This is a genomic window from Lentzea tibetensis, from assembly GCF_007845675.1.
In the GTDB taxonomy this organism is placed as follows: Bacteria; Actinomycetota; Actinomycetes; order Mycobacteriales; family Pseudonocardiaceae; genus Lentzea; species Lentzea tibetensis.
On record NZ_VOBR01000005.1, the window covers coordinates 386,376 to 407,274 of the forward strand.

The window sequence follows — 20,899 nt, forward strand, 5'->3', positions numbered from 1 at the left end:
CGAGCAAGGGAGAGCGAAGTGAGCAGGTACCGGTACGTGATCTTCGGCCTCCTGGTCGTGGTCGCGTTGATCAACTACATCGACCGCGGCGCCATCTCGTACGCGGCGGGATCGATCACCGCGGAGTTCGGCTTCGACAAGAAGTCCTGGGGTGAGGTGCTCGGGTTCTTCGGCTACGGCTACATGTTCGGCGCGCTCGTCGGCGGCTGGTTCGCCGACCGGCTCGGCCCGCGCCGGGTGTGGCTGTGGGCGGGTGCGGCGTGGTCGGTGCTGGAGATCGCGTCGGCCTTCGCGGGTGAGCTCGGCCTGCTGCTCGGCTCCGCGCTGTGGGGCTTCGCGGTGGTGCGCGTGCTGTTCGGCTTCGCCGAGGGGCCCGCGTACTCGACGATCAACCGCACGATGGCGGACTGGGCCGCCCCGAAGGAACGCGGCTTCGCGGTGTCGCTCGGCCTGCTCAGCACTCCCCTGGGCGCACTGCTCACCGCACCCGTGTCCGTCGGGCTGCTGACGCTGACCGGCAACTGGCGGGTCACCTTCATCGTCCTCGGAGCCGCCGGGTTGTTGCTGCTCGTGGCGTTCTACCGGTTGTTCCGGAACAGGCCGGAGGAGCACCCGAGCGTCTCCCCCGACGAGCTCGCGCTGATCCGCTCGTCGGCGGGCCCCGAGGCGGTCGCCCGGCCGCTGCCCGCCGCGGCGTTCTTCCGCAGCCGCACGCTGCTGCTGAACGCGGTGGGCTACTTCGCCTTCATGTTCGTCAACTTCACCATCCTGACGTGGGTGCCGAAGTACCTGCAGGACGAGTTCGGCTTCTCACTGGGATCGCTGTGGTACCTGGGCATGGTCCCGTGGGTCGGCGCGTGCGTGACGATCGTCCTGGGTGGACGGATCTCGGACTGGCTGCGCCGCCGCACCGGCAACCTGCGCATCGCCCGCAACGCGCTGGCGGTGGCGTCGATGGCGCTCACGGCCACCTGCTTCCTGCTCATCCCCTTCGTGTCCGGACCGGTCGCCGTGCTCTCACTGATGGCGCTGGGGAACGCGCTGAACTCGTTGCCCAACGCGGTGTTCTGGAGCGTCATCATCGACACGGCGCCGTCCCGCGCAGGAACGTTCGGCGGCTTCACCCACTTCATCGCGAACATCGCCACGATCCTCGCCCCCACGCTCGCCGGGTACCTCGCGACGTCGTACGGCTACTCGTCGATGTTCGTCGCGGCCGGCGCCGCGACGGTGCTCGGGATGTGCGCCATGGCACTCATCCGACCCGGCCGTCTCAATGCGCGGGACGAATTGTCCCCTGTGGAACGTCCGGCGAACATGGGAGCGTGACCATCCAGATCCGCAACGCCCGTGACGTCAACGACCTGGTGAACTCCGGCGCGGCCGCGGGCAGCAACGCCCGCATGATCGTCTTCCTCGCGCTGGGCGGCATCTTCCTCGACGCCTACGACTTCACGTCACTGGCCTACGGCATGAAGGACATCACGGCCGAGTTCGGGCTGTCCCCGGTGTGGGCGGGCGTCGTGAACGTGTCGATCATGGTCGGCGCCGTCGTCGGAGCGCTCTTCGGCGGGGTGCTGGTCGACCGGATCGGCCGCTACCGCGTGTTCATGGCGGACATGCTGTTCTTCGTGGTCGCCGCGCTCGGCTGCGCGTTCGCGCCGAACGAGTACGTGCTCGTGTTCTTCCGGTTCCTGATGGGCATCGGCGTCGGCATGGACCTGCCGGTCGCGATGGCGTTCCTCGCCGAGTTCTCCCGGCTGACCGGCAAGGGCAGCAAAGCGTCGCGCACCGCCGCGTGGGCGCCGGCGTGGTTCACCGCGACGAGCGCCTGCTACCTGATCATCCTCGGCCTGTACCAGGTGGTTCCGCACGCCGACCTGTGGCGCTACACCGTCGGCTTCGGCGCGGTTCCGGCCGTCGTGATCCTGCTGGTGCGCAAGAAGTACATGAACGAGTCCCCGGCGTGGGCCGCGCAGCGGGGCGACCTGGAACGAGCGGCCGCGATCCTGCGGGACTCGTACGGGGTGGACGCGGTGGCCGTCTCCTCCGCTCCGGTCCCGACGCCACCGCGCGGGTCGTTCCGGCCGCTGTTCAACCGGACGTACCGCCTGCGGACCGCGCTGGCGCTGGCCGTGGCGCTGGCGCAGACGTTCGCCTACAACGCGGTCGCGTACGGCCTGCCGGTGATCATCGCGTCGTTCCTGGCGCAGGGTCCGCTGACCACGATCACGGCTTCGCTGGTGCTGAACCTCGGGTTCGCCGTGACGGGCGGCCTGCTCGGCATCCGCTGGGCGCGTTCGGGCGCGTGGCGGATGACCGTGCTCGGCTTCGCCGTGCAGCTCGTCTCGCTGGTGGCGCTGGCGTTGATCGGCAAGCCGTCGTCGGTGCTGGCGCTCGCGGCGCTGCTGTCGCTGGGCGCGTTCCTGTTCGCGCAGGCCTGGGGGCCGGGTGCGCACTACATGACGTTCGCGTCGCTGAGCTACCCGACGTCGCTGCGCGGCGTGGGGGTCGGGTTCAACCAGGGCGTGCTGCGGGTGGGGTCGACGCTGTCGCTGTTCCTGTTCCCGATCCTCGCGGCGTCGCTGGGGCCCCGCGTGTTCTGGGTGATCGCAGCGGCGCCCGCACTCGGGTTGCTGGCGCTGCTGCTGATCAGGTGGGAGCCGGTCGGTTACGACGTCGATGCCGAGGACGAGCTCATCCCTGCCGGTGACCGGCCATGAGCTGGTCGAACGTGGGGAACGACTGCGCGATGTCGCTGCCGGTGAAGTTGCCGACCCAGCCGTCGTCGTCGTGGAAGAAGCGGATGGACACGTAGTCCGGGGTGGTGCCCATGTCGAACCAGTGGGTGGTGTTGGCAGGCACGCTCAGCAGGTCGCCCGCCTCGCACAGCACGCCGTAGACGCGACCGCCGACGTGCAGGTAGAACACGCCCGCGCCACGCGCGAAGTAGCGGTCCTCATCATCGTCGTGGGTGTGCTCGGCGAGGAACTTCTGCCGGAACTCGACCGCTTTCGCGCGGTACTCGTCGGTGTCCGCGGGCGTCATCTCCATCGCGTCGACGAGGATGTAGCCCTCCGTCTCGGTGACGCGGGCGACCGGACCGGCGTACGCCTCCACCGCGTTGGCCGCCGTCACGCCGTCCAGCACCGGCCAGCGCTCGAAGCGGACGCCGTGTTCCTTCAGCGCGGCCTCGATCTCCGCGGCATCCGTCGTGCGCACGAGCACGGTGCCCGGATCGGTGTCCGGCCAGACCGTCAGCAGTGTCATGATCGGCTCCTCCTCGTCTCGACCTTGAAGCGCAGCAGCCACTCCAGGCACTCAAGACGGTGCCTGGCCTGGTACAGGTCCTCACCCCACACGTACACCCCGTGCCGGGCGACGAGCAACGCCGGCACGTCGGCCGACCAGCCCTTCTCGAACGCGTCGCCCAGCTCGGCCATGTCCTGCGAGTTCGGGACGACCGGGATCACGACCTCGTCGTCCGCCTGGCGGCCGAAGCCCTTCAGCATCTCCAGGTCGCGCAGCACGACGCCGTCCGGCCAGTGCTCGGCCGCCACGACCGGGGCCAGCGCGTGCACGTGCACCACGGCACCCGCACCGGCGACCGCGGCGATCCGCGCGTGCAAGCCCGCCTCGGCGGACGGGACCTTGTCCGAGTCCACGGCCGCACCGGACGCGTCGATCACGACGTGGTCGTCCGGGGTCATCTCGCCCTTGTCGAGACCGCTCACGGTCACCGCGAGCCGCAACGGATCGCGGCCGAGCACCACGGACAGGTTGCCGGACGTGCCGCGCATCCAGCCCATCTCGGTGTAGCGCCCGCACTCCCGCGCCAGTGCCTCGCCCGGCGTCACAGCGAGTGGACCGTCCTGTGTGGACCGAAGTCGGCGTCGCCGTACGGTTCGCCGTCCCGTGCGACGCCGACGGTCTTCCAGCCCGCCTCGGCCGCCGCGTCGAGCTCGGCGGGGACGTCCGAGTAGAACGTGATGTCGTCGGAGTCCAGCACTGCCGCGATCGCCTTGTACGAAGCGGCTTCGCGCTTCGGGCCCGCGTTCACCGTGTCGAAGTGGTGCTCGAACAACGGGGTCAGGTCGCCGTCGACGGTGTGCTTGAAGAACGCGACCTGGCCCGCGACCGAGCCGGACGAGAAGATCGCCAGCCGGGTCCCGGCCTCGTGCCACGCGCGGATCGCGGGCACCACGTCCGGGAAGAACGACGCCACCAGGTCGCCCCGCTCGTAGCCGCGCTGCCAGATGAGGCCCTGCAACGTCTTCAGCGGCGTGACCTTCTGGTCGGCGGCCATCCACGCGTGCAGCGCGCCCACCACGTCGTCGTGCCCGCTGAGCTCCTTGATCTGGCGCACGGCCTCGACGACCACCGGGTCGTCGGCGTGCTCTTCGATCCACGGGCCGAGGCGCGGCCGCGCGTAGTCGTACAGCACCACGAGCACCTGGTCGGTCGCGCTCAGGGTGCCCTCGATGTCGAGTACGACCCAGCTCACTGTTGTTCCCCTCCTGAGTAGTAGTCCGGCAACCGGTCCGGCGCGAACACGCCCCGGTCGGTCACCACCGACGTGACGAACCGCGGCGGTGTCACGTCGAACGCGGGGTAGTGCCCGCGCACGCGCGCCGACGCCGTGCGCCTGCCCAAAGTGGACAGCACCTCGGCACCGTCGCGGAACTCGATCGGCACGTCCGCCGCCGTCAGCGCCTGCCGGTCCGGCGCCTGCACCAGCGCCAGGAACGGCACGCCGAACGCGGACGCCGCCACGGCCAGGCCGAGCGTGCCCACCTTGTTCACCACGTGCCCGTCCATGGTGACGCGGTCAGCCGCCGTCACCAAGGCGTGCACCTCCCCCGACTGCAGCACGGCGGCACCCATGCCGTCCGTGATCACCGTCGTGTCGACACCCATCTCCGCCAGCGTCTCCGCGGTGAGCCGCGCGCCCTGCAGGTACGGACGGGTCTCGGTGCAGACGAAGCGCAACCGCTTGCCTGCCCGCTGAGCAGCGAAAACGGTCTCGGTCAGGTACAGGTCCGCCCAGCAGTGCGTGAGCACGCAGCCGTCATCGGGCAGCAGCGCTGCCGTGTGAGTGCCCAGCGCGCGGCTGCGGGAGCGGTACCGCTCGTCACCGGTCCGCGCGCCCTCAACAGCAGCGGCCACGTCCTGCGCCGCGTCGACCGCCTCCAGCACGATCGCGACGGCCTTGCGCAGCGCGTTGTTCGTGCGCCTGGTGGCCTCCAGCAGCTCACCGGCCCGCGCCAGCTCGGCCCGCGCCTCGGTGAACGGCCTGCCCTCCAGCGCACGCGCGGCCAGCACCATGCCGTACAGCGTCGCGAAGTACGGGCCCGAGGACTGCGTGACCATGTCCTCGATGGCCTTCGCGACCTCGTCGACCGTCGCGCAACGCACCCACGAGCGCTCGAACGGGAAGGTGCGCCGGTCGAGGATGAGCACGCCGTCCTCGACGAGGCGCACGCTGTCCGCGAGCACCGGCTGCATCAGCTGTACCCCGTGCACGCGGGCCGCGCGCCGGTCAGGTAGTTCTCGCCGACCTCGCGCGCCTTGTAGACGACCGGGTCGTGCAGGGTGAGGGTGCGGGCGTTGCGCCAGAACCGGTCCAGGCCGTAGCCGGCCGCGGTGCCGCGCGCGCCGACCTGCTCGAAGATCCGCGACGTCACCTCGTTCGCGACCTTCGTGGACACGACCTTGGCGGCCGAGATCGTGACCGCCACCTCGCCGCGCTTCTCCTTGGTGAGCGCGGTTCCCGCCTCGGACGCCTCCAGCAGCTCGGCGCCGGCCTGGTCCGCGAGCAGCCCGGCCGCGCGCACCTGGGCGACCATCTCGCCGTAGCTGACCAGGATGTGCGGGTCCTCGACGGCCGCGTCGACGCCGCTGACGAACCACGGGCGCGTCTTGGACCTGGTGTACTCGGCGGCCTCGGCGAGCGCGCCCTCGGCCATCGCCACGTACAGCTGGGCCAGCACGAGCTGGAAGCCCAGTGCGGCAAGGGAAAGCCTCGGGTGCTCGCCGGTCGGCTGCACACCCAGCACCGCCTCGGCGGGCACCTCGACGTTCTCGAACAGGACGCCGCCGGACGCGGTGAGCCGCTGCCCGATGTTGTCCCAGTCGCCGGGGAACGAGAGGCCGGACGCCTTGCCGTCCACGAGGAACGTGATCTTTTCGCCGTTGTCCGTGCGCGTCGCGCTGACCACGAGCCGGTCCGCGACCGCCGCGCCGGTCGCGAACGTCTTGCGCCCGTTGACGACGAACCCCGACTCGGTGGGCATCAGCTCCAACGCGGCGTCGAGCGGGTTGCTGACGCCGGCCCAGAACCAGTCCGGCTGGGTGCGCACGGGCTTGTCGAACAGCCCGGAGCGCCAGATCTGCAGGTAGTGGTAGCCGAGGAGGTGGCCGATGTTGGCGTCGGCGGCGCCGATGATCCGCCCGACGGCGAGCTGCGTCGTCCAGTCCGCGACGCCGAGCAGGCCGGACTGGCGGAGCAGCTCGACCTCCTTGACCGGGGCTTGGTTCGCGCGGTCGCGGTCGGCGGCGTCGGACGACAGCCGGGTGGCGAGCTCACGCGCAACGGCCAGCCAGTCGGTCATGCTTCACACCCCGTATCTCCTGCGGCAACGGCTCCAATTTAGCCCGTGACACCGACCGGTCATGACCGTTGTCCACAGGTTGGTACCTACGCCCGACAGGGTTAACCGGAGTGTCGAACGCCTTGATCACTGGCAGACTGCCCGCACCCCGCGAAGGGGCACGGCTCGGCTGAGGGAGCAAGAAGCATGGCGCAGGGCACTGTGAAGTGGTTCAACGGCGAGAAGGGCTTCGGGTTCATCGCGCAGGACGGCGGCGGACCTGACGTCTTCGTGCACTACTCGCAGATCACGGGCAACGGGTTCCGCTCGCTGGAGGAGAAGCAGCGCGTGGAGTTCGACATCGGCCAGGGTCAGAAGGGACCACAGGCGCAGGCTGTCCGCGCCATCTGAGTGCTTCACGACGAAGGGCCCGCTCCGACCTGACGGCAGGAGCGGGCCCTTCTGCATGCACGAACAAGGCGGCAACCGAGGGACTCGAACCCTGCACGGCTTATGAAGGCGGTGCTCGTTACCGGCCTCACCCCTTGGCGAAGCGACGGCTGCCTGGACTCAGTGTTCCCACTGTGTTAAACGTCTAAACGGCTGAGAACGTTTCATGTTTCACCCGTTTAGGTGACTCTGGTCACGTGCGATACCTCCCTGCCGTCGCTTTCCTGATCATCGCTTTCCTGGTCCCGGCGCCTGCTCACGCGGCTCCCGAGGGCATCTACTACCTGCAGAGCGTGAGCACCGGACTGAACCTCTCCCAGAGTGGCACGGGCGTCGCTATGCATCGCCCTAAAGGCAATGAGGACCACCAGCAGTGGTCGCTCAGGGGCGGTCGGATCGAGAACACCGACACCCCCGGCTCGTGCCTCGGCAAGTCGCTGACCGTCGTCACCTGCTCGGGTGACACCACCTGGACGTTCAACCAGACCGGCGACCAGTGGGACATCCCCGGCCTCACGCTCGCCAGCCGGTGGTACCTGACGCCGGTGTCCGGTGGGACGCAACCGTTCCCGGCGGACCCGCGCCTCGACGAGGCCACGTTCCTGACGTCCCACAACGCCTACGCCAACGGCGTCGACGGCGGGTTCGCGCCGCCGTTCGCCAACCTCGCCAAGAACCAGACCCGCGGTGTCGCGCAGCAGCTGAACGACGGCGTGCGCGGCCTGATGCTGGACATCCACCAGACCTCGGACGGCGCGATCCTGTGCCACAACAGCTGCACGTGGGTCTCGAAGCCGGTGGCGCTGTGGGTGGACGTGCAGCGGGTCGTGGACTTCCTGCGCGCCAACCCGTCCGAGATCGTGACGATCTTCCTGGAGGACTACGTGTCGTCCCAGGTGCTCGGCGCGGAGCTGGCGCGGGTGAACGGCCTGTCGTCGGTGCTGTTCCGGCCGGACCAGTCCGGTGTGCGCGAGAACGGCTGGCCGAAGCTGTCCCAGATGCGCGCGTCCGGCAAGCGGCTGCTGATCTTCACCGACCACTCGCCGGACGGACGTGACGCGCACGGCGTGATGTACCAGCGCGACTGGACCGTCGAGAACTACTGGTCGATGGGCGGCGGCATGGGCAGCTCCGACTGGTCCTGCTACAGCCGGTGGGACGACCGCCCGCTGTCCACGACCGCCCGGTTCCAGCCGCTGTTCGTGATGAACCACTTCCGGGACGTCCCGTTCACGGGCACGGCCACGACGGACAACTCGAAACTGGCCGACCGCGCGCAGCGGTTCTGCCAGCCCGCGGCCCGCAAGAAGCCCACGTACCTGGCCGTCGACCACTACAACCTCGGCAACGCCGCATCGGCTGCGTCCCTGCTCAACACCTACGCATACCGGCCATAACCCAGATTCTGAGAGCGGTACGCTCCGCGCATGGCCCCGATTCTGTTCACGCGCGGAGCGCCCTCTCTCGACATCATCGACCAGGAGGGTCTGCGCGACGCGGCGCAGCAGGCCTTCACGAAGGACCCCGGCGGGACGTTCGCCTACGGCACGTCCGTCGGCTACGTACCGCTGCGCGAGTGGATCGCGGAGAAGCACGGGGTCGACGTGAACCAGGTGCTCGTCACCAACGGGTCGATGCAGGCGGACGCGTTCCTGTTCGAGCTGCTCGTCTCCCCCGGCGACGACGTGGTGGTCGAGGCGCCGACGTACGACCGCACGCTGCTGAACCTGCGCCAGCGCGGCGCGAAGGTCACCGCCATCGACCTGCAGACCGACGGCATCGACGTCGACGCGTTCCAGACGCTCCTCGAGAGCGGCACCCGCCCGTCGCTCGCGCACATCATCCCGAACTTCCAGAACCCGGCCGGCTACACGCTTTCGGCCGAGAAGCGCGCCCGCCTGCTGGCGCTCGCCGCCCAGCACGACTTCGTGCTGTTCGAGGACGACCCGTACTACGAGGTCCGCTTCGAGGGCACGCCGCTGCCGACGATGCTGTCGCAGGACGAGAACAACCGCGTCGTGTACGCGTCGTCGTTCTCGAAGACCATGTGCCCCGGCATCCGCTGCGGCTACCTGGTCGGCCCGGCGGACGTCATCGCGAAGGTCCAGAAGATCGCGACCAACACCTACATCTCGCCGAACATGGTGGCGCAGTCGATCGTCAACGAGTTCTGCCGCTCGGGCCGCATCGACCAGTCCGTCGCCACCGTCCGCGTCGCCCTGCGCGAGCGCAAGGACGCGTTGGTGAACGCGCTCAAGCGCGAACTGCCGGACGCTGTCTACACGGCACCGCAGGGCGGCTACTTCATGTGGGTCGAGCTGCCGGGCGTGAGCATCGAGAAGCTGTTCCCCGTGGCCAAGGAGCACGGCGTCGAGTTCGTGAAGGGCTCCGACTTCCTGCTCGAGGGCGGCGACAACGCCATGCGCATGGCGTTCTCCGGCGTAACCCCCGAGCAGATCGACGAGGGCATCACCCGCCTCGCGACGGCGGTTCGCTCGCTGTAGACGTTTGACCCTGTACGACGGCGCGGGCTGCAGACATGCACCCGCGCCGTTGTCGTTGCTGGGCCCGCGAAACCGAGGTGCGGAAGCCCGCAACTTCCGCGGCGCGGCAGACACCCCGCGAGCGAAGCGAAGCCAGCACACCAAGCGCCCCGACCACGACCCGGCAGAAACCACGGCGACCCACACACCAACGGGCCGCACGAGGCGAGCACCTGCCTGCCCAGCGGGCAAGAGCCTGGCGGGCGTGCCATGCGGCCATGCTCACGCAGGCGTCCCCCGCGCATGAGAACCCCCCGATCCATGCTCGCAGCCAGCACCGACAATCCCCGGCGGCGCAGCCACCTCAGCCACGAAACCGGCAGGTACCAAGCGAGCAGCGCCGAAACCGGCAGATACCAAAGGAAAGAGCGGCCGCCGCACTGCCAACCCCCGCACTGCCAACCGGGCGCGGCCCCCGAGCACAAACCGGCGGCCGAACAATCCCAAGCATCCGAAGGGCCGGGGGCGGGGAGGGGCTCGCGGATCAGGCGCAGCCTTGCCACCTCTGGTGATCCGCGAGCCCCTCCCCACCCCACACCGCAACGAAGCTCACACCCCCAACCAGGCACAACGTGATACCTTGTACACAAATGATTAGTACACCAAGCATCCCGGACCCCCTGGCGCTGGAACGACAGGTCTGCTTCGCCCTGTCCGTGGCGTCGCGCAGCGTCGTAGCCGTCTACCGCCCCCTGCTGGAACCGATGGGCCTGACCCACCCCCAGTACCTGGTGATGCTGGCCCTCTGGGAGAAGTCCCCACTCTCGATCAAGGACCTGAGCGGCCTGCTGCAGCTGGACCCAGGCACTCTCTCCCCGCTCGTGAAGCGCCTGGAGGCGATCGGCTACGTCAAGAAGGACCGAGACCCCCGAGACGAGCGATCCCTCGCCCTCAAACTCACCCCCGAGGGCCAAAAACTGCGAGAAGAAGCCTTGAAAATCCCGTTCAAGGTCGTCGACCGGCTGGGCATGACATTCGAGGAGCTCATGGTGCTGAACAAGGTGCTGCACCGCGTGATCGAGGCAGCGACGTGAGCACGTCAACCGCACCGAACATCGCGCTGCGCCTGTGGTACATCGCGGGCGGACGGCTGCCGATGCGTCACCGCGAGTGGGTCAAAGACGACGTGACGGGCACGAACTGGTTGCTGCGCTTCACCTTCCGGTCCCTCACGCAGGTCTTCCCGCTCACCGCGGCCATCACGCTCACGCTCGTGTTAGGACTCGACTCCCCGTGGCCACTGGCGATAGCCTGCGGCGCGCTCGGCCTGATCGTCGGGTTGTACTTCGCACTGTCCTACGCACCCGAAAGCGTGGATTACCGCCTCACCAAGTACAGGTACCCCAGGGGATCCGCCACGGAAGGGCGCCGGGAGCGAAACGCTGAGCGTGAGTCCGAGCGACAAGCGAGGTACGACGCGGCCTGGCGCAGCAGCGAGGAGTAATGACATGGCTTGGGTGGACACCGAAGCGGAATTCACCCGGCCTCAGCTCCTCACCCTTGTGGCCGGAGTGCTGCAGCTGGCCCTCGGCCTTTTGGACGTTTTTCCCCTCAGCCCGGAGTACCACGTGCTGCAGCTCGGCGTGGGCGCGCTGGGTGTCGTGATGTCGATCCGGCACGATCTCGCCCGCATGTACGGGCTCGCGCTGCTGCTCTTCTTCGGCTGGATGTCGTTGGGGCTCAACGAAGTCAACGCCGAAGGGTTCCTCGAGGTCCGCACCGCCGTGGTCGGCGCGGTGATCACTCTCGTGCGGCCTGGCAGGTCGGCCGAATAGCCGATGTCCCCCTCCGGTGGCCCCGGTCACCGTCCTTGACGCCCCCTCGTCCCGTCGGCATGCTCGCACCATTCCACTAAGGGGTTAGTGGAATGAGGGAATCCACGGGAGGAACCATGAAGAAGTTCGCGATCGCGGCTGCTGTCGTCGGTGCGCTGGCGGCCGGCGGCGGGTGGCTCGCGCTGGGACAGTCGGAGGTCGTCGCGGCCACCGCGAAGACGGGCCGCGTGTCCGACCTGAGCATCAGCGCCGACGACAAGAACGCCATCACCGTCAAGGTCACCGGCGGTCCCGAAGGCGACCGCGAGGTGCAGGTCGCCGCTGGTCAGGTCACCAAGGTGCCGAGCACCGGCGGTGCGAAGTACACGCTCACCGCGACGACGGCGGACAGCACCGAGATCGGTGACGTGACGGTGCCCGGCGGGACCGAGGAGGGCTGGGACTGCTTCGCGTCGGACGACTACGGCCCGCTGCAGTTCGGCTGCGTCATCGGCGTCGGCTGATCTAGGCTGCCACCACTAATGCCTTAGTGGAAGGGTGCGCCGGAGTGCTGGAGTTCCGGATCGACCGCCAGTCCGGCGTACCCACCTACCTCCAGATCGTCGACCAGGTGAAGCAGGCGCTGCGGCTCGGCGTCCTGTCCCCCGGCGACCGGCTGCCGACCGCGAAGGACGTCGTGGCGGCGACCGCGATCAACCCGAACACCGTGCTCAAGGCGTATCGCGAGCTCGAACGCGAAGGCCTCGTCGCGCCGCAGCCGGGCAGGGGCACGTTCGTCCGCAAGTCGCTCGCGAGTCCGGGTGCGGGCGAGAACTCGCCGCTGCGGACCGAGCTGACCAACTGGATGAACCGCGCCCGCCTCGCGGGCATGGACCGCGACGACGTGATCGCCTTGTTCACCGCGGTGCTCAACGAGAACCACCCCGTGAAGGACGCCGAATGATCGCACTGGCAGCCGACCGAGTCGGCAGGCGCTTCGGGCGCACGTGGGCGTTGCGCGACTGCTCGTTCGAGATCCCCGACGGCAGCGTCACCGCGCTGGTCGGCGTGAACGGCGCGGGCAAGAGCACGCTGCTCACGCTCGCGACCGGCCTGCTCGCCCCGACCGAAGGCGCGGTCCGCGTGCTCGGCACGGCGCCCGGCAGCCGGGGCATTCACCCGCGGGTGTCGTTCCTGGCGCAGGACAAGCCGACCCACCGCGGGTTCACGGTCGCCGAGATGCTCCGGTTCGGCCGCGAGCTCAACCCGACGTGGGACGACGAGTACGCCCGGCGGCTCGTCGACGAGGCAGGCGTCGGGCTGGACGCGAAGATCCGCACCCTGTCCGGCGGGCAACGCACCCGCGTCGCGCTGGCCGTCGCGCTCGGCAAGCGCCCCGAGCTGCTGCTGCTCGACGAGCCGATCGCGGACCTCGACCCGGTCGCCCGCGACGAGGTGCTGCGGATGCTCATGGCCGAGGTCGCGGACACCGGCACGACCGTCGTGCTCTCGTCGCACGCGCTGTCCGAGCTGGGCAACGTCTGCGACCACCTGCTGCTGCTCGGCTCCGGCCGGGTCCGGCTCGCGGGCGACGTCGACGAGCTGCTGCGAAGCCACCGCGTCCTGGTGCACGAACCGGCGGGCGCGCACCACGTCGTCGAGGCGCGCGGCTCGATCCGGCTGGTGCGCACCGAGGATCCGGCGGCGGGAACCGCGCCGAACCTAGAGGAGCTCGTGCTGGCCTACCTGCGGACGGAGGACGCGTCATGACCTGGCTCGCCTGGCGGCAGCAGCGCGCGACGGTCGTGACCATCGCGGCACTGCTGATGCTCTGCGCCATCACCGTGCTGATCCTCGAGATCCGCACGAGCGGGCTGGTCGAAGCGACGCAGGGCGAGCCCGAGTTCTTCGCCGGCTACCGCGACGCTTTCGGGGCGGCGAACGGGCTGATCTTCGTGCTCCCCGTGCTGCTGGGCGCGTTCGTCGGCGCACCGCTCTTCGCGCGGGAACGCGAGCAGCGCACGCACGTGCTCGCGCTGACCCAGTCGGTCAGCCGAACCCGGTGGCTCACCACGAAAACGGCGATGGCCGCCGGATCCGCGCTCGCCGCGACCGGGCTGTACCAGGCGCTCTACCTGTGGTGGGCGTTCTCGCTGCGCCCGCTGGAACCACGCGACTTCACCACCGACGCGCGCTCGTTCCTCGACGCCACCGGCCCGGTTCCGCTGGCGTGGACGTTGTTCGCGGTCGTGCTCGGCGCCGCGCTCGGCCTGCTGCTCGGCAACGCGCTGAGCGCGGTCGTGCTGACGTTCGGTGTGGTGCTCGGGCTGTCCTACGCGGACCGCGCGCTGTTGCGCGTGAACGTCGGCCACGACCCCGGCTGGGGCGGCGGCCGCTGGCAGACGCTCTGGCCGTCACCGTGGGTCGAGGCGGGAACGCTGGTGCTCGCAGCGGCCGCGATCATCGCGACCATGCTGTGGTGGCTGCGTTCCCGCCTCGTCACGGCGTAGTCACGGCCTAGCAGGGACCGTCGTCTCGCCAGACGCCCCACTGGCCGGTGGTGCCGGGCTCCTCGCCCTGCGTCCACCACTTCGCGGTCCACTTGTGCGCCTTGTGCTGCACGACGTTCCCGCCGACGTAGACCTTGGTGCGGTCCCACGTCGGCTGCGTGCACGGACCGGGCGGCGGGCCTCCGGTCTCCCACGGCACCTGCGTCGACTTGTAGTAGTTGATGCCCATCGTGGCCCAGCGCGGCGCCTGCGCGCCCAGCCGCAGCTTGAAGGACTCCCAGTTGTGCGTCGACCACGGCGACCAGCCGAGCTCGGCGTGCACGGACAACCTGGGGAACGCCATGAACTCCAGGTCGGCCGACGTCACGATGGTCTCCGTCCACAGTGGAGCCTCGACGCCGCGCACCGCGGACTCGGGCACGCCGCTGAGGTGCGTGCCGGGGTTCCAGTTGTACGCGTCCTGCACCTCGATGAAGCCGGCCCACGAGAGCCCGAGCGGCGTGCTGGAGTTGTACTTCATGTCCAGGTACGCCTTGTTGGCCGGTGACATCAGCACCTTGTTGCCGCGCTGCACCGCCGCCTGCACGGTCGCGTTGGACGTCGTGGTGCCCCAGTACTGCGGGATCGCCGCGGTGTCCGTCGTGGTCTTCACGAACTCGTGCCAGCCGAGCACGGTCTTGCCGTACTTCTTCACGATCGGCAGCGCGCGGTTCATGAAAGCCTGGTAGTCCGCGTCGGACGTCGCGTTGGCCTCGTCACCGCCGAGGTGGAAGTACGGTCCGGGCGTGATCGCCGAGATCTCGCGCACCACGTCGTCGATGAACTTGTAGGTGATGTCCTTGCTGACGCACAACGACGAGTAGCCGACCTCGATGTCCGTGCGCAGTCCCGGCGCGACGCCGTTGCAGTTCAGCTCCGCGTAGGACGCCAGTGCCGCGTTGGTGTGGCCGGGCATGTCGACCTCGGGGATCACCGTGATGTGCCGGGCGGCCGCGTACGCGACGACCTCCTGGTACTGCGCCTTGGTGTAGTAGCCACCGGCGCCGCCGCCGACCTGCGTGCTGCCGCCGTACGTGGCCAGGCGCGGCCAGCTGTCGATCGCGATCCGCCAGCCCTGGTCGTCGGTCAGGTGCCAGTGGAAGTAATTGATCTTGTACAGCGCCATCTGGTCGAGGTACTTCTTGATCGCGCTCACGGAGTGGAAGTGCCGTGCCACGTCCAGCATCGCGCCCCGGTGGGTGAAGCGCGGGTGGTCGACAATCGTCGCACCCGGCACGGTCCACGGACCGGTCTGCACGGTGGCGCTCTCCACCTTGGCGGGCAACAGCTGGCGCAACGTCTGCACGCCGCCGAACAGCCCGGCCGCGGTGTTCGCGCGGAGCACGACGTTCCCCGCGTTGACGTCGAGCTGGTAGCCCTGCTGCCCCACCGACGACGGCGCACCGGACAGCAGCAGCGAGATGCCGTCGGACGGCGTGCCCGACGCGGCGCTGACCGGGAACGGGTAACCGGTCGAGCGGCGCAGCAGGTCGGCGAGGAACGTGCCGACGCCCTCCGCGCCGGCCGCCGTGTAGATCTTGGTCGAGGCGGTCAGGGTGTGCGTGACACCGGATTTCGCCTGCACCGAGACGGGTACGGGCACGAGGCTCTGCAACGGTTCCGCGGCCTGCGACTGGCCGGAGACTGCCGTTGCCGCGACCAGCGCGGCGACGACAGCCAGAACGCGTGCTCTCACGATGAGTCCTCCTCCACGAGCACGAGAAAGGGGCGGCGGCCCGTTGTCCAGCCTGAATGGGCGATTCGCCCGTTGTCAATGGTCTGAACCAATAAGACAGCATTGATCGGGACTGCCACGATGGGTGCGCGCCGCCGCTCCCGTCGATCAGAGGAGCCGCAATGCGCATTCTCCTGCTAGCCGCCGCACTGCTGACCGCGCTGGCCGCACCCGTGCAGGCCGATCCGGTCAGGACGCACGTCGTCGATGTCGTCGGCCTGCAGTTCAAACCCGAGGTCCTGCACATCAAGCAGGGCGACAAAGTGAAATGGGTGTTCAAGGGCCCCGGCGTGCACAGCGTGCGCAAGGGCCTCGACCCGTCCAAGCCGTGCAAGTCGATGAACGAGCCCAACAGCGGGCCGAAGCGGCCCGGCCAGACCTTCACGTACAAGTTCACGCGGCCGATCGACTACGTCTACCACTCCGACGTCGACGGCGACTGCTACAAGGGCATGATGGGCAAGATCATCATCGATGGCGAGGGGTGATCAGCGCCGCAGCGTGAACCAGTCGGCGACCACGTCCGCGAGCGTGTGGACGAGGTACTGCTCGCCAGGGGTCGGCTCCCACGGCTGGTCGAAGTGCGTGGACAGCACCCCGATCAGCTGACCGCTCGAGTTGACCAGCGGGGGTCGACTGCACGGACAGCGCCCCGGCGTCCAGCATGATCCGCTTCGCCCTCAGGTCGAAGATCGGACTGCGCTGGACGTCGGGGACGACCACGACCCGGTTGCGCGCCATCGCCTCACCGCACGCGGAGCCGTCGTCCGCGACGAGCTCGAAGAAGTCGAGGAACGGCCGGGAGAATCCGTGCTGCGCGGCGATCCGCAGCCCGCCGAGCCCGCGGTCGAACAGCTGGAGGTTGCCGCGGTCCGCACCGTTGATCTTGCGCGCGATCTCGACCACGACGCTGAGCACGTCGTGCTCTTCCCAGTGCTCGGTCAGCAGCGAGAACATCGAGCTGTTCGTGCGGTAGTCCATGACGACCCCCTCGCGTGAGGCAGCGACTCAGCGTAGGCACGCCATCAGACGAAATGCCAGTCCACGTCACACAGCCGTGAGCTGCGGCATCGCCCGCCACGCGGCTAGCGGCTGCTGGAGGCCGTCGGCGAGCATCGGCAGCTGCGGCACGAGCGCGAGGCACGACACGACCTGCAACATCCGGGCGACGTCGAGCACGCGCAGGACCCGCTCGTCCAGCGGCCGCAGCCCGAGCTCGACCGCCGCCGCGTCGTACACCGCGCCGAGGTCGGGCCCGACCAGCGTCAGGTCCCACTCGACGGGGCCGAGCGTGGCGTCCTCGAAGTCCGAGAAGCGCTCGCCGATGAGGTTGAACGGCGGTGAGTCGCCGTGGATCGGCTGCACGGTGACCTCCGGAAATGCAGCCGTGAAGGCATCGTGCGAGGTCAGGACGGGTGCGACGACCTCCCACTCGGCGCGGGCGCGGGCCAGGTCCTCGGCGCCGATCAGCTCGGGCTGCTTCTCCAGCAGGCCGAGGCTGTCCGGGATGTAGCCACCGAGCGGTGACAGGAACGGCAGCGAGCCGGGGTAGTCGCGCAGCGCGGCGTGCAGCGACGGCGTCAGACCGACGTTCTTGACGTAGTCCGGCTCGCCTTCCGGCACGTCGACCAGCTGCCACAGCGTCATCGAGAAACCGTCGAGCTGCACCGGCTCGCCGTGCGCGGGTGGGACGACGGGGTGGCCGTTCGACGCGAGCCAGCTGACGACGGCGAGCTCGTCGGACTGCCTGACGGCCTGCGCCGCGAGATCCGACTGGAGTGAGCTCGGCAGCACGACCGGCACGCGCACCACGACCGGTTCCGGCGCCAGGTGCACGACGACCGAGAAGACGTCGTGCAGCACCTTCGGCTCGGTGGACGTGACGCCGATGGTGCGCCCGGCGGCGACCGCGGCGGCGACGGCGCGGTCGGTGCGGGTGGAGAGATCTGACATGTGACCGATCGTTGCATGCGCCTGCAAAGGTTTTTGCGGCACGATGCGATCATGGGGACCTTCGAGGGGGACGTCGCGGCGGCCGCGGCTCAGATCGTGGAGCTGATCCCGAGCACGCCGGCGGCGGCGCTGGGGCGTTTCGAACCGCGCTGGGTGCACGCAACGGACTCACGGGTCCGGCGGGGGCTGCACGCGCTGGACCGCATGGTGGTGGAGCGGCTGCTGGGTGCGCTGGAGCTGGCCGTCGACCGGCTCGCGCTGCGCGCACCCGCCGAGCTCGTCGCACGGGTCGGTCCGGCGCCGACCGGGACGTTCAGCGTCATCGGGCAGGACAGCGAGGCCAAGGACGGCCTGTCGTTCGTCGAGCTGCTGCACCCCGGCGCGGCCGATCTCGTGCTCGAGCTCGTCGAGTCGTTGCGGGACAAGGCTTTTGTCGCGGACGCGGCAGGCGACGAGGAGTCGATCTCAGCCCGGCACGGCGCCGCGCACCTGGCGCTCGCGGTGGCCGTGTCGGCGGCCGTGCTGCGCGCGGTGGGCAAGCCGAAGGCCGCCGCGATCATCGGCGTCGCGCTCGGCGTCACCGCGGCCGTGCTCCCGGACTCCCCCAAGCCGCCCGCGCACGCGGCGGCGGCACTCGACAAGCGGCGCGCCGAGTACGGGTACGGCGCCACGTCCGAGAACGCGGTCGTGACCGGCCACCGGTTCGCGCTGGCCGACGGCGAGTTACCCGAGCACGTCGACTTCTCCGGCAACGGACTCGTCGCCGCGGTGCCCGGTGGCGTGGTGGTCAGGACGGGCATGGCGGACGGTGCGGCGCCGGTGTTCTTCCGGGTGTCGCAACAACCTCCGGCCGAGGTCGACCTGCGCGGCTGGGACGAGGTGGTCGAGCTGAGCTGGACCGCCGCCTCGGGTGGCGCGACGTTGTCCGGGACGCGGAAGTCGATGTGGAACAGGCAGAACGAGACACCGCCGTGGCCGGGTGACTACCGGGCGCTGGTGTCCGCGTCCGGCCGCGACGGCGACTTCCGCGAGCACTACGACGTGGTGGTGTGGCAGGCGCCGCTCGCGCCGGAGGTCGTGCACAAGAGGTCGGACCGGCTCGGGCACCGGCTGCGCGGCGAGCCGGAACCACCCGTGGTCGTCGCACCGGAGGCCAGGTACCGGTGGATCGCGGAGCGGTTCGGTGTGGCCGCGACCGTCACGTTCGTCGTCGGGGCACCGTTCACGCACGTCATCCGGGCGTTCGGCGCGAACCTCGGCGAGGGCGAGCCGTTGTCGGACCACCACGAGCTGTGGTTCGCGGCGACCGGACTCCCCAGCGGCCTGGTGGTCGTCGTCGAGGAGAACCACTACCGGGGCGCGCAGCCGGAGACGCTGAAGGAGCTGTCGCGCTACGGCCGGGCGGCGAGCATGTTCTGGAATGTCAACGCGGTGACCCGGTTGTCGTTCGCGCGCAAGGGAAAGGTCCTCGCCTCCGCGAAACCCGGCTACGACGCCGACGACGACTGGGACCCGTTCCGGGGCAGCGCCGCCGAGGTGCGCGCGGCGCTGAACGGCATCGACTTCCACGACTGGCGGGAGCTGTACGCGAAGGGCGTGACGGCCGCGCTGCGGTTCGTCGGCGGGGAGCTCGTCCCCGCCGACCTCGACCGCCTCACCGTCTACCCGATCGCCGAGTAGTCCTTGAGCCGCAACGAGTTGACGACCTCGTAGAAGTCGTCCATCGTCGGCAGCTCACCGATCTCCTCGCCCTGCGCCTGTCGCGCCTCGGCCTCGTGGCGGGCCTTGTTGTCCAGCGCTAGCTGCTGGTTCGCCCGCACGTAGTCGCGGATCTCGGCCTCGTAGCGGGCGAACGCGACGGTGTGGTCGCCGTTGGCCGCCTTCAGCTCGCCCGCGAGGACGTACGCGCCGACGAGCGCCATGCTGGTGCCCTGACCGGACAGCGGCGAACCGCAGTACCCGGCGTCGCCGAGCAGCGTGACCCGGCCGCGCGACCAGGTGTCCATGTGGATCTGGCTCATCGAGTCGAAGTGGAAGTCCGGCGCGTTCCACATGAACGTCAGCGCGCGCTGGAACTCCCAGCCCGACCCGGCGAACGCGTCCGCGATCAACTGCCGCTGCGCCTCGGTGTCGCGGTAGTCGTAGGTGATCGGCTCGACCGACTCGAAGCCGAGGTAGAAGCGGGCCTCGGTGTTCTTGCGGGCGCTCATCACGCCACCGCCGACGACACCGGCCTGGCAGAACACCTGCCAGTGGTCGAGGTCGAGGAAGTTGGGCGTGGTGAACACCGACAGGTAGGTGCCGAGGTGGCGGATGAACTGCTGCTCCGGCCCGAACACGAGGTTGCGCACGTTGGAGTGCAGGCCGTCCGCGCCGACGACGAGGTCGAACTTCCGGGGCGCGGTGCGCTCGAACGTGACGAGCACGCCGTCGCCGGTGTCCTCGAGCGCGGCGATCGAGTCGTCGAAGAGGTACTCGACGTCGGCCAGCTTGAAGATCAGCTCGCTGAGGTCGTCGCGCATGATCTCGATGTCGGGGCTGTCGACGTCGCCGCCGGTGAGCGTGCGCTCGGTGGTGCTGAACAGCTCGTTGCCCTCGGGGTCGACGACGGTCATGCCGCGCATCCCGGTGCTGAGCGCGCGCACGTCCTCGAGGATGCCCATCTTGTCAGCGACGTCGAGCGCCGGGCCGCGGACGTCGACGGCCTGGCCGCCGAAACGCAGGTGCGGCGCGCGCTCGACGACCGTGACGTCGAAGCCGTGGTGGTTGAGCCAGTACGCGAGTGCGGGGCCGCCGATGCTGGCGCCGGAGATCAGGATGTTCGTCATGCCGACACTGTGCTGAGCAGGGCTGACAGCGGACTGACCGCCTGCTGACCGGGCCGCTGACCGGCCGGTCAGCCGAAGTTCGGCAGCGGGCTGGGATGCCTCGGCTCGTACAGCCCGATGTCGCCGCCGCCCGGCACCTTCAGCCGGGTGACCAGGCCCCATCCCTGGTCGGTGACCGGCTCGACGAACTCGACGCCCTTCGTCTGCAACTCAGCTCGGGTCGCATGTACGTCCTTGCACATCAGGTACAGCTCGTGCACCGGCTCGCCGTCCGTCGGGTGCACGGCGACCTCGGCCGGCGGCAGCGCGAAGATCAGCCAGCCGCCGCCCGCGTCCACGCCGGACAGGCCGAGCACGTCGCGGAAGAAGGCCCTGGCCGCCTCGGCGTCCTGGCCGAACACGATCGCGTGCACACCTTCGATCACGGCCACACCGTACGCGTGTCGAAAGCGGCCCGCTGAGTCCGACGTTTCCGTGAGGGCTCACCGGACGAAGGG

General features: G+C 69.5%; 24 protein-coding genes. 14 read left to right on the plus strand and 10 right to left on the minus strand.

Annotation, left to right across the window (positions count from 1 at the left end):
* The first annotated feature begins 18 nt into the window (after positions 1-18).
* Both FKR81_RS10215 and FKR81_RS10220 read left to right on the plus strand, forming a co-directional pair.
* On the plus strand, positions 19-1,329 hold the full coding sequence (locus tag FKR81_RS10215) for an MFS transporter (protein WP_146350721.1): 1,311 nt from the start codon (positions 19-21) through the stop codon (positions 1,327-1,329).
* A complete protein-coding gene (locus FKR81_RS10220; RefSeq protein WP_235921429.1) occupies positions 1,326-2,723 on the plus strand; it encodes an MFS transporter in 1,398 nt (465 codons plus the stop codon). The genes FKR81_RS10215 and FKR81_RS10220 overlap by 4 nt, the downstream gene beginning before the upstream one ends.
* Here the strand turns inward: FKR81_RS10220 and FKR81_RS10225 are convergent.
* The 5 genes from FKR81_RS10225 to FKR81_RS10245 are packed head-to-tail and all read right to left on the minus strand — an operon-like array spanning position 2,698 to position 6,611.
* The gene (locus tag FKR81_RS10225) at positions 2,698-3,270 is read right to left on the minus strand and encodes a 1,2-dihydroxy-3-keto-5-methylthiopentene dioxygenase (RefSeq protein ID WP_146350722.1); all 573 of its coding nucleotides are present in this window, start codon (positions 3,268-3,270) and stop codon (positions 2,698-2,700) included. The genes FKR81_RS10220 and FKR81_RS10225 overlap by 26 nt on opposite strands.
* Positions 3,267-3,857, minus strand: a complete 591-nt coding sequence (mtnB, locus tag FKR81_RS10230) for a methylthioribulose 1-phosphate dehydratase (RefSeq protein ID WP_146350723.1) — start codon at positions 3,855-3,857, stop codon at positions 3,267-3,269. Before mtnB ends, FKR81_RS10225 begins: the two co-directional genes overlap by 4 nt.
* The gene (gene mtnC / locus FKR81_RS10235; RefSeq protein WP_146350724.1) at positions 3,854-4,504 is read right to left on the minus strand and encodes an acireductone synthase; all 651 of its coding nucleotides are present in this window, start codon (positions 4,502-4,504) and stop codon (positions 3,854-3,856) included. The genes mtnB and mtnC overlap by 4 nt, the downstream gene beginning before the upstream one ends.
* Complete coding sequence (locus FKR81_RS10240) at positions 4,501-5,505, minus strand: s-methyl-5-thioribose-1-phosphate isomerase (RefSeq protein WP_146350725.1); 1,005 nt, start codon at positions 5,503-5,505, stop codon at positions 4,501-4,503. The genes mtnC and FKR81_RS10240 overlap by 4 nt, the downstream gene beginning before the upstream one ends.
* Positions 5,505-6,611 (minus strand): acyl-CoA dehydrogenase family protein, encoded by a 1,107-nt coding sequence (locus tag FKR81_RS10245; RefSeq protein WP_146350726.1) that lies wholly within the window; start codon positions 6,609-6,611, stop codon positions 5,505-5,507. The genes FKR81_RS10240 and FKR81_RS10245 overlap by 1 nt, the downstream gene beginning before the upstream one ends.
* A 186-nt stretch (positions 6,612-6,797) precedes the next feature.
* Here FKR81_RS10245 and FKR81_RS10250 point away from each other — a divergent pair, with 186 nt between their 5' ends.
* The 10 genes from FKR81_RS10250 (at position 6,798) to FKR81_RS10295 (ending at position 13,847) form a co-directional block, all read left to right on the plus strand.
* Positions 6,798-7,001: a cold-shock protein gene (locus tag FKR81_RS10250; RefSeq protein ID WP_146350727.1), complete on the plus strand. Its 204-nt coding sequence runs from the start codon at positions 6,798-6,800 to the stop codon at positions 6,999-7,001.
* A gap of 236 nt (positions 7,002-7,237) precedes the next feature.
* Positions 7,238-8,437 (plus strand): PI-PLC domain-containing protein, encoded by a 1,200-nt coding sequence (locus FKR81_RS10255; protein WP_146350728.1) that lies wholly within the window; start codon positions 7,238-7,240, stop codon positions 8,435-8,437.
* Positions 8,438-8,467: 30 nt separating this feature from the next.
* Complete coding sequence (locus FKR81_RS10260) at positions 8,468-9,544, plus strand: aminotransferase-like domain-containing protein (protein ID WP_146350729.1); 1,077 nt, start codon at positions 8,468-8,470, stop codon at positions 9,542-9,544.
* Between the two features lie 629 nt (positions 9,545-10,173).
* Positions 10,174-10,617 (plus strand): MarR family winged helix-turn-helix transcriptional regulator, encoded by a 444-nt coding sequence (locus tag FKR81_RS10265; protein WP_146350730.1) that lies wholly within the window; start codon positions 10,174-10,176, stop codon positions 10,615-10,617.
* Complete coding sequence (locus FKR81_RS10270) at positions 10,614-11,027, plus strand: DUF5313 family protein (RefSeq protein ID WP_186762891.1); 414 nt, start codon at positions 10,614-10,616, stop codon at positions 11,025-11,027. Before FKR81_RS10265 ends, FKR81_RS10270 begins: the two co-directional genes overlap by 4 nt.
* A 4-nt stretch (positions 11,028-11,031) precedes the next feature.
* A complete protein-coding gene (locus FKR81_RS10275; protein WP_146350731.1) occupies positions 11,032-11,358 on the plus strand; it encodes a hypothetical protein in 327 nt (108 codons plus the stop codon).
* Positions 11,359-11,474: 116 nt separating this feature from the next.
* The gene (locus tag FKR81_RS10280; protein WP_146350732.1) at positions 11,475-11,861 is read left to right on the plus strand and encodes a hypothetical protein; all 387 of its coding nucleotides are present in this window, start codon (positions 11,475-11,477) and stop codon (positions 11,859-11,861) included.
* A 44-nt stretch (positions 11,862-11,905) separates the two neighbouring features.
* Complete coding sequence (locus tag FKR81_RS10285) at positions 11,906-12,301, plus strand: GntR family transcriptional regulator (protein ID WP_146350733.1); 396 nt, start codon at positions 11,906-11,908, stop codon at positions 12,299-12,301.
* Positions 12,298-13,107 (plus strand): ABC transporter ATP-binding protein, encoded by an 810-nt coding sequence (locus FKR81_RS10290; RefSeq protein ID WP_146350734.1) that lies wholly within the window; start codon positions 12,298-12,300, stop codon positions 13,105-13,107. The genes FKR81_RS10285 and FKR81_RS10290 overlap by 4 nt, the downstream gene beginning before the upstream one ends.
* On the plus strand, positions 13,104-13,847 hold the full coding sequence (locus FKR81_RS10295) for a hypothetical protein (protein ID WP_146350735.1): 744 nt from the start codon (positions 13,104-13,106) through the stop codon (positions 13,845-13,847). The genes FKR81_RS10290 and FKR81_RS10295 overlap by 4 nt, the downstream gene beginning before the upstream one ends.
* 7 nt (positions 13,848-13,854) lie before the next feature.
* Here the strand turns inward: FKR81_RS10295 and FKR81_RS10300 are convergent, their stop codons facing one another.
* On the minus strand, positions 13,855-15,582 hold the full coding sequence (locus FKR81_RS10300; protein ID WP_407936510.1) for a family 20 glycosylhydrolase: 1,728 nt from the start codon (positions 15,580-15,582) through the stop codon (positions 13,855-13,857).
* Positions 15,583-15,743: 161 nt separating this feature from the next.
* Between FKR81_RS10300 and FKR81_RS10305 the strand changes: the two genes are divergently transcribed.
* Positions 15,744-16,109 (plus strand): cupredoxin domain-containing protein, encoded by a 366-nt coding sequence (locus tag FKR81_RS10305; protein ID WP_146350737.1) that lies wholly within the window; start codon positions 15,744-15,746, stop codon positions 16,107-16,109.
* Here the strand turns inward: FKR81_RS10305 and FKR81_RS10310 are convergent.
* Both FKR81_RS10310 and FKR81_RS10315 read right to left on the minus strand, forming a co-directional pair.
* A complete protein-coding gene (locus tag FKR81_RS10310) occupies positions 16,090-16,602 on the minus strand; it encodes a GAF domain-containing protein (protein ID WP_146350738.1) in 513 nt (170 codons plus the stop codon). The two genes, FKR81_RS10305 and FKR81_RS10310, sit on opposite strands and share 20 nt — an antisense overlap.
* 66 nt (positions 16,603-16,668) lie before the next feature.
* Positions 16,669-17,574 carry a phosphotransferase gene (locus FKR81_RS10315; protein WP_146350739.1) on the minus strand — a complete coding sequence of 302 codons (906 nt, stop codon included), beginning with the start codon at positions 17,572-17,574 and terminating at the stop codon, positions 16,669-16,671.
* A gap of 51 nt (positions 17,575-17,625) precedes the next feature.
* Here FKR81_RS10315 and FKR81_RS10320 point away from each other — a divergent pair, with 51 nt between their 5' ends.
* Positions 17,626-19,254 (plus strand): DUF6461 domain-containing protein, encoded by a 1,629-nt coding sequence (locus FKR81_RS10320; protein WP_146350740.1) that lies wholly within the window; start codon positions 17,626-17,628, stop codon positions 19,252-19,254.
* On the opposite strand, the gene FKR81_RS10325 is transcribed toward FKR81_RS10320, so the two are convergent.
* Entirely contained in the window at positions 19,236-20,402 is a 1,167-nt protein-coding gene (locus FKR81_RS10325; RefSeq protein WP_146350741.1) for an FAD-dependent monooxygenase, read from the minus strand. The genes FKR81_RS10320 and FKR81_RS10325 overlap by 19 nt on opposite strands.
* Positions 20,403-20,470: 68 nt before the next feature.
* Entirely contained in the window at positions 20,471-20,827 is a 357-nt protein-coding gene (locus FKR81_RS10330; protein ID WP_146350742.1) for a VOC family protein, read from the minus strand.
* Positions 20,828-20,899: the final 72 nt, after the last annotated feature.